Raw genomic sequence first — 12,477 nt, forward strand, 5'->3', positions numbered from 1 at the left:
CTCTTCGTATGCGCACGAGGATCACGGTCACGGTCGATGAGGAGACCGCCGCGGCCGCCCGGGCCGCTGTCTCGGCCGGTCGGGCTCCGTCGGTGAGCGCCTGGGTTGCGCAGGCCATCAGGGATCTGAGCGAGCGTGAGCGGCTCGCGGACGTGCTCGCCGATCTGCGCGCCGAGTCGGGACCGGCCACGGACGAGGAGACGGCATGGGCGCGCAGCGTCCTCGGACGGTAGTCCTCGATGCGGGCGCACTCATCGCGATCGATCGTGGGGAGCGGCGGCTCCTTCGCCTGCTCGAACTCGCCGGCGCCGTCCACTTCCCCGCCGGAGCGCTCGCTCAGGCGTGGCGCAATCCCGCGCGGCAGGTACGACTGGCGCGGCTGGTCGGCGCGGCCGAGGTGACGATCCACCCGTTCGACGAGACCGTCGCGAAGGCCGCCGGAGCGCTGTGTGCCGCGACCGCGACCGCCGACGTGATCGACGCCTCCGTCGTCCTGCTCTCCCGTGCGGTCGAGGGGGTCCTCGTGACGAGCGACCCCGTCGACATGCGCCGGCTCGACCCCGCGATCGATCTCGCGCTCTGCTGAGTCCCGCGCGCGCCGGCGCGGGCAGTAGGGTGAGGCGGCAGGGAGGCGTCCGGGCACCTGGTGGTCCCCGCGGTCTTCAAAACCGACGAGGCCGAGCAACTCGGCCTGGCGGGTTCGATTCCCGTCCGCCTCCGCCATACGATCGATGCTGCCGGGATGCGAGGGAGGGGCCGTGCCGGATCCGCGCCGGGGCATCCCCCGCACCGATGCGCTCCTCGCCCTGCCCGCCGCGCGCGCCGCCGCCGATCGGCTCGGCCCGAACAGCGTACGGACGGCGGTGCGCGCCTCCCAGGAGGCCGCTCGCCGAGGCGAGCTCGCGCCCGAGGCGGTCGAGGCCGACGCCCTCGCCCGGATCGCCGACCTCGCGAGCCGGGCCGGGGGCGAGGAGTCGACCCTGCGCCCCGTGCTCAACGCGACCGGGGTCGTCGTGCACACGAACCTCGGCCGCGCGCCCCTGTCGGACTCGGCGCGCGCGGCCGTGGCCGCCGCGAGCGGGTACACCGACCTCGAACTCGACCTCCGCACGGGGCGGCGGTCACGCCGCGGCGAGGGAGCCCGGGCCGCGCTGCTCGCCGCGTGCCCGGCGGCGGGCGACGCGCTCGTGGTGAACAACGGGGCCGCGGCCCTGCTGCTGGCCGTCACCGCGCTGGCCGCCGGCCGCGATGTGATCATCAGCCGCGGCGAGCTCGTCGAGATCGGCGGCGGCTTCCGGCTCCCGGAACTGCTCACCGCCACCGGCGCCCGGCTGCGGGAGGTCGGCACGACCAATCGCACCCACGCCCGCGACTACTCCGGCGCGCTCGGCGCCGAGACGGGTTGCCTCCTCAAGGTGCACCCGAGCAACTTCACGCAGGCCGGCTTCGTCACCGACGTGCCGCTCACCGAGCTTCGCGGCATCGCGAGCGAGGGCGGCGTGCCGCTCGTGGCCGACCTCGGCAGCGGGCTGCTGCATCCCGAACCGGCGCTCCCCGGTGAGCCCGATGTGACCTCCGCGCTCACAGCCGGTGCCGACCTCGTGATCGTCAGCGGCGACAAGCTCCTCGGCGGGCCGCAGGCCGGCATCCTGCTCGGCCGGGTCGACCTGATCGACCGGCTCGCGCGCCACCCGCTCGCCCGCGCCCTGCGCGCCGACAAGCTCACACTCGCCGCGCTCGAGGCCACCGTGATTGCGCTCACCGCGGCGCCGGGCCCGGCCGCCGCCACGCCGGTGATGAGCGCCGTCCGCGCCGACCCGCAGCGGCTGCGGGCCCGCGCCGAGGCGCTTGCGGCCGCGCTGCCGGCCTCCCTCGCGGCGACGGTCGTGCCCCACGACGGGCGGGTCGGCGGCGGCGGGGCGCCCGGGGTCGCCTTGCAGGGGTGGGCCGTGCGCCTGCCCGAGCGCCTCGCCCGGACGCTGCGCGCGAACGATCCTGCGGTGCTCGCCCGCACCCACGACGGCGCGTACCTCCTCGACCTGCGCTGCATCCCCGAGGCGGACGACGACGTGCTCCAGCGGGTGGTGCGCGCCGCGCTCGCGGCGCCGGAGGTGTTGCCCGCCCCGGCGCCCGACCTGCCGACCGGGCCGTCGACCGAACTGCCCCACGTGCCCGCCGGCGGCGAGGCCCGATGACGAGCCACGTCGTGGCCACCGCCGGGCACGTCGACCACGGCAAGTCCGCGCTCGTGCGGGCCCTGACCGGCATGGAGCCGGACCGGTGGGAGGCCGAGCGGCGCCGCGGCCTGACGATCGACCTCGGCTTCGCGTGGACCACCCTCGTGCCCGGCTGCGACGTCTCGTTCGTCGACGTGCCCGGCCACGAGCGCTTCCTCGGCAACGCGCTCGCGGGGCTCGGGCCCGCCTCGGCGGTGTGCTTCGTGGTCGCCGCCGACGCCGGCTGGCAGCCGCAGTCGAGCGACCACCGGGACGTGATCGCCGCCCTGGGGATCGAGCGCGGGATCGTCGTGCTCAGCCGGGCCGACCGGGCCGATGCCGACCGGATCGCCGAGACCGAGCGCGCGGCGCGCCGCGAGCTCGCCGGCACCGGCCTGGCCGGTGCCCCGCTCGTGGTCACCTCCGCGGTGACCGGGCAGGGGCTCGACCGGCTCCGGACGGAGCTGCTCGGATTACTCGGGCTGCTCAGACCGCTCGAGGCGGCGAGGGACGGTGCCGGGGATGCCGCCGGAGGTCGACCCGGCCATGGGCACGGGGCCACACCCGGCGCCGCCGCCGGGCTGCGGCTCTGGCTCGACCGGGCCTTCACGATCACCGGGGCCGGGACCGTGGTGACCGGCACGCTCCAGGCCGGCGCGATCGGCGTCGGTGACCGGCTCCGCTGGCACGGCCACGCCGGTGGCCACGGGAATGGCCACGCGGAGCCGGTCGCGGTCACGGTGCGCGGCCTGCAGAGCCGCGGCGAGGAGCGGGAGCGAGTGACCGGCGTCGACCGGGTCGCGGTCAACCTCCGCGGGAACACCGCCGCCGGTGCCGCCCGCGGCGACGTGCTGCTCGGGCCCGGCGCGTGGGCACCGACCGACCGGCTCGACGTCCGCCGCACCTGGGGCCCGGGCCTGGCCGGCGCCGGGCCCGGCGTGCGCGTGCACGTCGGAACCGCGGTCGTGGCGGCCCGGCTGCGCCCCCTCGACGACGACTACGCCCGGCTCACCCTCGAGCGTGCCCTGCCGCTCCTGCCCGGGGACCGGCTGCTGCTGCGGTCCGCGCACAGTCGCGCCGTGCTCGCCGGGGTCACGGCGCTCGACCTCCACCCGCCCCTCCTGACCCGCCGCGGGGACGCCCGCCGGCGCGCGGCCTCCCTCGCCGCCGCCGATCCGCTCGCCGAGCGGCTCGCCGCCGCCGGTGCGATCGCGGTGGCCGAGCTCGTGGCCGAGGGGCTCGTCTGTGGTGAGCTGGGCGGTGGCCCCGACGGTGGCCCCGAGAGTGGCCCCGGAGGCAGCGGCTCCGAGAACAGCGGCCCTAGGAGTGGCTCCGGCGCGGCGCGGCCCCCGGAGGGGGTGCTCGAGATCGCCGGCCACTGGGTGAGCCGCGCCGCCTGGGACGGCCGGCTCGAGCGGCTCGGCGCGCTCATTGCCGCGGCCCGGGAGCGCGATCCGCTCGGCCCCGGGCCCTCCCGCGGCGAGGTGTTCTCCGCGCTCGACCTCCCCGCCTCCGCCGAACGCGGGCTGCTCGACGAACTCATCGCCCGCGCCGGGTTCGTCCAGCAGGCGGGGCGGATCCTCGATCCCGAGCATGCCGGCGACCTCGGCGCGGCCGAGGCTGCGGTCGCCGAGATCGAGGCCCGGCTGCGCTTCGAGCCGTTCAACCCACCGGAGGCCGGCGACCTGGCCGCGGCCGGACTCGGGCCACGGGAACTCGCGGCGGCCGAGCGGGCGGGGCGGCTGCTACGGCTGGCGAGCGGCGTCGTCCTCACGCCGGACGGGCCGGCCCGGGCGATGGCGGTGCTCGCGCGGCTGCCGGGCCCGTTCACGGTGAGCGAGGCCCGGCAGGAGCTCGGCACGACCCGGCGGGTGGCGGTGCCGCTGCTCGAATACCTCGACACGCGCGGCTGGACCCGGCGGATCGACGCGGCCACGCGGATCGTCAACCGGTCGTAGCGGGCCGCCCGCCGGGTGGCGCTACCGGATCCGGTCGGGGTGGGTATAGACGTTCATGCTCTCCCCGCGCATGAAGCCCACGAGCGTCAGGCCCGCCTCCTCGGCCAGGTCGACCGCGAGCGAGGAGGCCGCCGAGACGGCCGTGAGCATCGGGACGCCGGCCATCGTCGCCTTCTGCACGAGTTCGAAGCTCGCCCGGCCCGAGACCTGCAACACCGTGCCCGCGAGCGGCAGCCGTCCCGCCAGCAGTGCCCAGCCGATCACCTTGTCCACGGCGTTGTGCCGGCCGACGTCCTCGCGCACCACGAGCAGCTCGCCGGTCGCGGCGTCGAAGAGGCCGGCCGCGTGCAGCCCGCCGGTCTTGGCGAACACCTCCTGCTGCGCGCGCAGCCGCTCCGGCAGCGCCCGCACCTCCGCGGCGCTCATGGCCGCCGGGTCGCCGGCGACCGAGAACTTCGAGATCGTGGCGATCGCCTCGATGCTCGCCTTGCCGCAGACCCCGCACGAGCTCGTGGTGTAGAAGGAGCGCTCCGAGCTCGCCGGGGGCGGTGGCACGTGCGGGGCGAGCGCGATGTCGAGCACGTTGTAGGTGTTCTCCCCGCCGCCGGAGCCGGGGCCGCCGCAGTGGATCGCGGTGAGCAGGTCGTGGGCGCGCCAGATGATCCCCTCGGAGGTGAGGAAACCGGCGGCGAGCTCGACGTCGTGGCCCGGCGTGCGCATCGTCACCGCCAGCGGCCGGCCGGCGAGCCGGATCTCGAGCGGCTCCTCGACCACGAGGGAGTCCTGCCGGCTGCGCGTATCGGAACCGGTGATCCGGCGGATACGTCGACGCGTCGTGATCCGACCCATGCCCGCCAGGCTACCCCGCCGGCCCGCGCGACGAAGGTCTACCGGAACAGGTTACGAACGGGTAACGTGACGAGCGTCACGCACGATGGTTCCCAGGGCGTCGAATCGTTCCGATGCCGCCGAGAGAGGAGCTGAGCGGCTATGCGCAGGCTTCCACGGGTTCCTCGCCGGTCGGGCCGATGCCCACGCGCCGCCGAGGGGCAGACGGCCGGGGACCACGCGCCGTCGGACGTGAGGGGGTGAGCGCAGGGGCATGGCACCGGCCGCGGCCCGTCGCCGCATCGCATGACATCACCACACCCGACAGCCGAAAGGACAGACATGTCGGACAATCGAGTCGTCAAGTTCAAGGGACCCCGCGAGACCGCGGTCGAGGGGATCGACTACCCCAAGCTGGAGATACCGCACGAGGTCGCGGACTGGCTCGGCATCCCCGTGGCCGCGCCGCACGCCGTGATCCTCAAGGTCGTCACGACCAACATCTGTGGCAGCGACCAGCACATGGTCCGGGCCCGCACCACCGCCCCGGTCGGGCAGAGCCTCGGCCACGAGATCACCGGTGAGGTGGTCGAGACCGGTGCCGACGTGCTGTTCGTCAAGAAGGGCGACATCTGCTCGGTCCCGTTCAACATCGCCTGCGGGCGCTGCGAGATGTGCAACGCCGGCAAGACCGGCGTGTGTCTCAACGTCAACCCGGCCCGCCCGGGTGCCGCGTACGGCTACGTGGACATGGGCGGCTGGATCGGGGGCCAGGCGGAATACGTCATGGTTCCGTTCGCCGACTTCAACCTGCTCAAGTTCCCCGACCGGGATCAGGCCCTCGAGAAGATCATGGACCTGACGATGCTCTCGGACATCTTCCCCACCGGGTACCACGGCGCGTACACCGCCGGGGTGACGACCGGTTCGACGGTCTACGTCGCCGGCGCCGGGCCGGTCGGCCTCGCCGCCGCGCACGCCTCGCAGCTGCTCGGCGCCTCGGCCGTCATCGTCGGCGACATGAACGCCGAGCGCCTCCGCCAGGCGGAGAGCTTCGGCTGCGAGACCGTCGACCTGAGCACCGGCAACGAGCTGGCCGACATGATCGCCGAGATCGTCGGTGAACCGGAGGTGGACGCGGCCGTCGACGCGGTCGGCTTCGAGGCGCGCGGCCACGGGGAGGGCGCGGGTGAGGCGCCGGCCACCGTGCTCAACGACATCATGTCGATCACGCGCGTCGGCGCCGGTCTGGGCATTCCCGGGCTGTACGTCACCGGCGACCCCGGAGCCGTCGACGAGAATGCCAAGGTCGGCCAGATTGGAGTCCGGCTCGGCCTCGGCTGGGCGAAGTCCCACCACTTCACCACCGGCCAGTGCCCGGTGAAGAAGTACAACCGGGGACTGATGAAGCTCATCCTCGCCGACAAGGCACACATCGCCGATGCGGTGAACGCCACGACGATCACCCTGGACGAGGCACCGGAGTCGTACGCGAAGTTCGACAAGGGCGCCGCGCACAAGTACGTGATCGACCCACACGGCATGGTCGCCTGACCACGCGCTGACCGGAAGCGAGGCCGCGCCCGTCCCCCGCCCGCCCCGTTCCACTCCCTGTCCGCTCCTTGTCGGTTCGGGGAGAGGGGCGGGCTCGGGGCCCGCCTCCACTACGCTGGTGCCACGAACTGGGTACCGCGAGACGGTGAGGCGACATGGAGACAGCGGCCCGCGGGCCCGGCGGCCCGCGCAGTCACCGCACGCGCACCTACGTGATCGCCGGGGTGCTCGGCGCGTTCGTCCTCGCGGTCGCGGTCCTGGTCGCCTGGAACCTCACACGCGGCGGGGAGCCGGCGGCGGCCGTCACGAGCACGACCACCGGACCGGTTCCCACCGCCACGGGAACGCCGGCGGCCCACGACCAGACGGCCTTCACCGCCGCCCAGCCCGCCACCGTGCTCGACTACCTGCTCACCGGCGTCGAGCCGATCGACGTGCCGGGCGACCCGGTCGAGTCCTGGCACCTGACCTACACCTCACCCGAGCGCACGGTCGACCTCGTGGCGGGCCAGTGGCCCGAGCGGGACGCTGCGACCGCCGCCCTCGACGCGGTGCTCGAGCAGGAGCGCGACGGTGCCCAGGAGGCGCGCGACCTCGGCACAGTCGGCGCGGCCGGGGAGACCGTCGGCCACGCCTGGCTGATCACTCAGTCCGACGGCCAGGGCCTGCTGCTCTGGCAGAACACGACCGCCGTGTTCACCCTGACCGGCCCCATCGACGCGCTCGAGGACTTCCAGCTCGCCTACCCGCTCTGATCCCACTCTCATCCCCATCTGATCCACACAGATCGTCCAGGCCCAAGGAGTTCACGCATGGTTCATCACGTTCCCACCGTCACGCTCATCGGCACGGGGGTCATGGGCGAGGCGATCCTCGGGTCTCTCACCGACGCCGTCGGGGCGGATCGGGTGCGCATCCGCGACGACCGGCCCGAGCACGGCGTCCGCGTCGCCGAGCGTTATGGCGTCACCTGGTGCGAATCGAACGGCGAGGCCGTCGAGGGTGCCGATGTCGTGGTCATCGCCGTCAAGCCGAAGGACGTCGACGCCCTCCTCGCGCAGATCGGCCCGGCGCTCGCGGCGGGGACCGTGCTCGTCTCGGTGGCCGCGGGGATCACCACCGCCCGGCTCGCCCGCGGGGTGGGCGCGCCGGTGCCGGTCGTGCGGGTCATGCCGAACACCCCGGCGACGATCGGCCGCGGGATGTCGGTCATGAGCCCCGGGGAGCACACCAGTGACGAGCACCTCGACCTCGTGGCCGAACTCCTCGCGGGCACCGGGCGGGTGGCCCGGGTCGACGAGGGGCGTCAGGACGCCGTCACGGCCATCTCCGGCAGCGGGCCCGCCTACGTGTTCTACCTGATCGAGTCGATGGCCCGGGCCGGGGTGGCCGGCGGCCTCGACCCGGAGTTCGCGCTCCTGCTCGCCCGGGAGACCGTGGCCGGGGCGGCGATGATGGCCGCAGCGAGCGAGGACGATCCCGCGACCCTGCGCCGCAACGTCACCTCCCCGGGCGGCACGACCCAGGCCGCGATCGCCGAACTCGACGCACGCGACGTGCGCGGAGCCATCGGAGCCGCCGCCGAGAAGGCGTGGCTGCGGGCCGCCGAACTCGGCCGGGAGTAGACTCGTGAGTCGCGGGTCGATGGTACTATCCGGGAACCCGCGTGACGTTCGACTGGAGGACGATCCGGATGATGTGTCGATACGAAGAGGAAGACGTCGACTAAGACGCTCTCAACGAGGGATGCCGGTAGGTACGAGCCTACCGGCATCCCTCGTTCAACTTCTTGAGTCGAGCGTGATCCACGACTGCCTCCGGGATCTCCGAGACGAGGATCTCGAGTTCTACGAACGCTCGTGATTGGCCGGAGTGTGCCTGAGCGGACTCGCGCCGGCGTTCCACGTAGGGACTGAAGCGAGTGAAGCTGCGCTTGATGATGGTTCCTCCGACTGCGGTGAGGAGCCTTCGGTCATAAGCGCCCGTGTTCACGCCGATCGCGATCCGTTCGAGACCGTTGAGGACGCTGATCATGGCGTACAGGACGTCCCGCGCCTGCTGCTCGTCCAACTCCCGTCCGTGGCGATCGTGGAGTCGCAATGGGCGATGCACAAGGGCGTCGGCCTGTGTGTGCGTGATCGTATCGGTGCCGAGCCGCTCCGATAGCAGTACCCGGGAGTCGCGGGTCGTGTCGGACCAGCGTGACCAGGCATCAAGTGTTGCCCGCAACAGTTCGCTTCGAGCCCCGGTGTCGTCGCGCCGCGAGACGTTCCGCACGAGAACGAGCGAGGAGATCGCCGTGGTGAGGGAGGCCGCACCGATGAGGATCATCGCCAGGGCGTACGCCCGCTCACTCGCGCTGAAAATAGAACTGATGCCGCCAGGGCCCAGCAAGAGGTACGCACTCAGCAACGCCAGTATCACTGTGAGCGCCCACGGGACGACGAGTAGCATGCGTCTGCCGGATTGCGCGGTATTCATGGAGGACACTCCTACCACGTGGGAGTGGTGTCGTCTCGGGATTCGTTGACCGGTGGTCTATTTCGTCACGGCCGGCGGGCGAAGTTCTCCAGCAGGGTCGTGTCCCCGGAGATGATGAGGGTGTCGGCGGCGTCGATCCGGGTGTCCTGATCGGCGTACTCGAACGGGCGCCCCGGTGGCTTGACCCCGATGACCGTCACCCCGTACTTCTTGCCGATCTGCGACTGACCGACGGTGAACCCGTGGGTCTCCTTCGGCGGGCGCATCTTGACGATGGTGAAGCCGTCCTCCATCTCGATGAAGTCGAGCATCCGCCCCGAGACCAGGTGGGCCACGCGGGTGCCCGCGTCGTGTTCGGGGTAGACCACGTGGTGGGCACCGATGCGCTTGAGGATGCGCCCGTGCTCCGAGGAGATCGCCTTCGCCCAGATGAGCGAGGTGCCGAGGTCCACGAGGTTGCCCGTGATGAGCACGCTCGCCTCGAGGGAGGTGCCCACCCCGACGACAGCGATCGGGAAGTCCCGCGCGCCGAGCTGTTCGAGGGCCTCCGGATTGGTGGCGTCGGCCTCGACGAGCGGGATCCGCCCGGCCCAGTGGTGGATCAGCTCCTCGTCGCGCTCGACCGCGAGCACGTCCTTGCCGAGCTCGTCCAACGTCACGGCCAGCGCTGCGCCGAACCGGCCCAGGCCGATGACCAGCACCCCGGCGTCGGGACCCTGGTCCGGATTCTGCTGCTCAGCCAATGATCGGCCTTTCCTCGGGGAAGCGGATCACCCTGCGCCGGTTGCGCAGGGCCAGGGCCGCCGCCAACGTCATGGTGCCAGTCCGGCCCGCGAACATGAGCACGACGAGCACGTATTTCGCGGAGTCCGGGAGGAGAGCCGTGGCCCCGGTGCTCAATCCGCAGGTCGCGAAGGCGGAGATCACCTCGAAGAGGATCACGTCGAGGTGGAGGTCCGTGATGACCAGGAGCGCGAGCGCCGCCAGGCCCACGAACGTCGCCCCGATGAACGAGACCGCGATGGCGAGCCGGACCACGGAGGAGGACAGGCGCCGTCCGAACGCCTCGATGTCCCGGTCGCCGCGGGCCTCGGCGACGATCGCGAGGGTCATGACGGCGAACGTGCCCACCTTGATCCCGCCTGCGGTCGAGGCCGAGCCGCCGCCGATGAACATGAGTGCGTCCTGCAGGAACCACGTGGCCTCGCGCATCTCGGGCACCCCGACGGTGTCGATGCCGGAGGAGCGCGGGGTCATGCCGGCGGTCATCGAACCGATGATCCGGTCCCCGATCGGCAGGGAGCCGAGGGTGGCCGGATTGGTCCATTCGAACCAGCCGATGAGCACCGTGCCGAGCAGCCAGAGGGCGACGCTCGTGGTGATCGTCAGCTTCGCGTGCAGGCTCCAGCGGCGGGGCTCGCGCCAGTGCGTGGCCACGGACAGGATGACCGGGAACCCGATCCCGCCCACGAAGGTGCCGACGATGATCGGCAGCGACATCCACCAGTCGCCCACGTGACCGCCGATGCCGCCGGGCAGGATCACGAAGCCGGCGTTGTTGAACGTGGACACGGCCATGAACCAGCCCTGCCACAGCGCCTGCGGGATGGTCAGCCCGAGCGCGACGAACCGGGGGATGAACACGACCGCGAGCGCGCCGGTGAGCGTGAGGCTGGCCACGATCACCGCCCGCACGAGGTTCCCGACCTCGCCGAGGGCCGCGGTGCGGGTCTCGGAGGCGGCGAGCAGCCGCTGGGTCAGACCGATCCGGCGCGAGACCGCCAGGCCGAGGATCGAGGCGAGGGTCATCACCCCGAGCCCGCCGACCATGATCCCGCCCATGATCACCACGTGCCCGAAGGAGGACCAGTAGGCGGCCGTGTCCACGGTGACGAGCCCGGTCACGCAGACGGCCGAGGTGGCGGTGAACAGGGCGTCGACGAACGGGGGCACCGTGCCGTCGGCGGTGGAGATCGGCAGCAGCAGCAGGCCGGTCACGGCGACGATCACGCCCGAGAACACGATGAGGGTGAGCCGGGCGGGGGAGCGGCGGGCGATCGAGTCGATGGCGTCCCGGGGGCGGGACAGGAACGCCGGCAGTTCCCTCACGGGTCTCCTCCCAGGTGCGCGCGCATCGTCACGGTTGCCTACTGTGCCACGATCTGCCCGCACGGTGGCGATAACAAGCCGCATGCCGCCGGGGGAGGTTAGGTTGTAGCCATGTCCGAGCAGACAGTCCTGGTGTGGTCCGAGGAGTTGCTGACCTATCACTTCGGCGCGTCCCACCCGATGGCCCCGACCCGATTGGGCCTCACCCGTGAACTGGTGCGCGCGTTCGGGCTGTGCGAGGGGGTACGGGTCGTTGATCCCCCCGTGGCCACCGACGCCGAGCTCGAACTCGTGCACCGGCCCGAGTACATCGCGGCCGTCCGGGCCGGGGCGGCCTCGGCCCGGTACGGCCTGGGCACCGCGGACGATCCGGTCTTCGCCGGGATGCACGAGGCGGCCGCGCGGATCGCGGGGGGAACGCTCCAGGCCGCCCGGGAGGTCTGGTCCGGGCGCGCACGGCACGCCGTGAACTTCGCCGGCGGAATGCACCACGCGATGCCCGGCCGCGCATCGGGGTTCTGCATCTACAACGACGCGGCGGTCGCGATCCGGTGGCTGCTCGACCAGGGCGCCCGTCGGGTCGCCTACGTCGACATCGACGCCCATCACGGCGACGGCGTGGAGCGGGCCTTCTGGGACGATCCACGGGTGCTGACCATCTCGGTCCACCAGAGCGGGATGTCGCTCTTCCCGGGCACGGGGTTCGCCCAGGACTGCGGCGGGCCGCACGCCCGGGGCATGGCCGTGAACGTCGCCCTCCCCCCGGACACGGGTGATGAGCCGTGGCTGCGGGCCGTCGAGGCGGTCGCGGCCCCGCTGCTGGCGGAGTTCCGCCCGGAGGTCCTCGTCTCCCAGCACGGCTGCGACTCCCATCCCCGCGACCCGCTGACGGAGCTGCGGGTCTCGGTCGACGCCCAGCGGATCGCCGCCGAGCAGCTCGGCCGGTGGGCCGCGGACCACGCCGACGACCGCTGGGTCGCCCTCGGGGGCGGGGGCTACGACATCGCCTCGACCGTGCCGCGGGTGTGGGCGAACCTCGTGGCGATCGCCTCCGGGCAGCCCGTCGACCCGGAGCGGCTGCTGCCCGCGCGCTGGCGGGCGCACGTGCACTCGCTCGGGGCGGAGGTCCCCCAGACCATGACCGATGGCAGGCGCCCGCGATTGCGGCCGTTCGACGACGGCTACGACCCGGCGGACCCGGTCGATCAGGCGATCCTGGCCACGCGCCGCGTCGTCTTCCCCGAGCACGGGCTCGGCGCGCTTCTCTGAGCGGATGAACAAACCTTTGCCCGTGCACTACATTTGGCCCTAGAGTTCACCCGTGGTGGCAC

At 72.7% G+C, this 12,477-nt stretch carries 12 protein-coding genes and 1 tRNA gene; 9 read left to right on the plus strand and 4 right to left on the minus strand.

Translation table 11 applies throughout. The features are described 5' to 3' along the window. Positions 1–8 precede the first annotated feature (8 nt). The 5 genes from GCG21_RS10690 to GCG21_RS10710 all read left to right on the plus strand — a co-directional run bounded on the left by GCG21_RS10690 (position 9) and on the right by GCG21_RS10710 (position 4,174). Positions 9–233: a hypothetical protein gene (locus tag GCG21_RS10690; protein ID WP_152909674.1), complete on the plus strand. Its 225-nt coding sequence runs from the start codon at positions 9–11 to the stop codon at positions 231–233. Continuing rightward, positions 206–586, plus strand: a complete 381-nt coding sequence (locus GCG21_RS10695; RefSeq protein ID WP_152909675.1) for a hypothetical protein — start codon at positions 206–208, stop codon at positions 584–586. The genes GCG21_RS10690 and GCG21_RS10695 overlap by 28 nt, the downstream gene beginning before the upstream one ends. A gap of 41 nt (positions 587–627) precedes the next feature. Beyond that, positions 628–723 (plus strand) — tRNA-Sec (locus tag GCG21_RS10700). Positions 724–731: 8 nt separating this feature from the next. Continuing rightward, entirely contained in the window at positions 732–2,195 is a 1,464-nt protein-coding gene (gene selA / locus GCG21_RS10705) for an L-seryl-tRNA(Sec) selenium transferase (RefSeq protein ID WP_152909676.1), read from the plus strand. Then, complete coding sequence (locus GCG21_RS10710) at positions 2,192–4,174, plus strand: selenocysteine-specific translation elongation factor (protein ID WP_152909677.1); 1,983 nt, start codon at positions 2,192–2,194, stop codon at positions 4,172–4,174. The genes selA and GCG21_RS10710 overlap by 4 nt, the downstream gene beginning before the upstream one ends. Before the next feature lie 21 nt (positions 4,175–4,195). On the opposite strand, the gene fdhD is transcribed toward GCG21_RS10710, so the two are convergent. Continuing rightward, positions 4,196–5,023 carry a formate dehydrogenase accessory sulfurtransferase FdhD gene (gene fdhD, locus GCG21_RS10715; protein WP_152909678.1) on the minus strand — a complete coding sequence of 276 codons (828 nt, stop codon included), beginning with the start codon at positions 5,021–5,023 and terminating at the stop codon, positions 4,196–4,198. A gap of 321 nt (positions 5,024–5,344) precedes the next feature. Between fdhD and fdhA the strand changes: the two genes are divergently transcribed. From fdhA to proC, 3 genes are all read left to right on the plus strand, one after another. Continuing rightward, complete coding sequence (fdhA, locus tag GCG21_RS10720; RefSeq protein ID WP_152909679.1) at positions 5,345–6,556, plus strand: formaldehyde dehydrogenase, glutathione-independent; 1,212 nt, start codon at positions 5,345–5,347, stop codon at positions 6,554–6,556. A gap of 155 nt (positions 6,557–6,711) precedes the next feature. Beyond that, positions 6,712–7,311 (plus strand): hypothetical protein, encoded by a 600-nt coding sequence (locus GCG21_RS10725; protein ID WP_152909680.1) that lies wholly within the window; start codon positions 6,712–6,714, stop codon positions 7,309–7,311. Positions 7,312–7,368: 57 nt separating this feature from the next. Continuing rightward, a complete protein-coding gene (gene proC / locus GCG21_RS10730; protein WP_152909681.1) occupies positions 7,369–8,181 on the plus strand; it encodes a pyrroline-5-carboxylate reductase in 813 nt (270 codons plus the stop codon). Between the two features lie 139 nt (positions 8,182–8,320). Here proC and GCG21_RS10735 read toward each other — a convergent pair whose 3' ends face one another. The 3 genes from GCG21_RS10735 to GCG21_RS10745 all read right to left on the minus strand — a co-directional run bounded on the left by GCG21_RS10735 (position 8,321) and on the right by GCG21_RS10745 (position 11,146). Further along, positions 8,321–9,037, minus strand: coding sequence for a DUF4760 domain-containing protein (locus GCG21_RS10735; protein ID WP_152909682.1), 717 nt, complete (start codon positions 9,035–9,037; stop codon positions 8,321–8,323). Between the two features lie 65 nt (positions 9,038–9,102). After that, positions 9,103–9,780 carry a TrkA family potassium uptake protein gene (locus GCG21_RS10740; RefSeq protein ID WP_152909683.1) on the minus strand — a complete coding sequence of 226 codons (678 nt, stop codon included), beginning with the start codon at positions 9,778–9,780 and terminating at the stop codon, positions 9,103–9,105. Then, positions 9,773–11,146: a TrkH family potassium uptake protein gene (locus tag GCG21_RS10745; RefSeq protein WP_228759968.1), complete on the minus strand. Its 1,374-nt coding sequence runs from the start codon at positions 11,144–11,146 to the stop codon at positions 9,773–9,775. The genes GCG21_RS10740 and GCG21_RS10745 overlap by 8 nt, the downstream gene beginning before the upstream one ends. Before the next feature lie 111 nt (positions 11,147–11,257). On the opposite strand from GCG21_RS10745, the gene GCG21_RS10750 reads away from it, so the two are divergent. Further along, positions 11,258–12,415: an acetoin utilization protein AcuC gene (locus tag GCG21_RS10750; RefSeq protein ID WP_152909685.1), complete on the plus strand. Its 1,158-nt coding sequence runs from the start codon at positions 11,258–11,260 to the stop codon at positions 12,413–12,415. Positions 12,416–12,477 lie beyond the last annotated feature (62 nt).

The sequence above is a fragment of the Pseudactinotalea sp. HY160 genome, assembly GCF_009372055.1.
GTDB lineage: Bacteria > Actinomycetota > Actinomycetes > Actinomycetales > Beutenbergiaceae > HY158.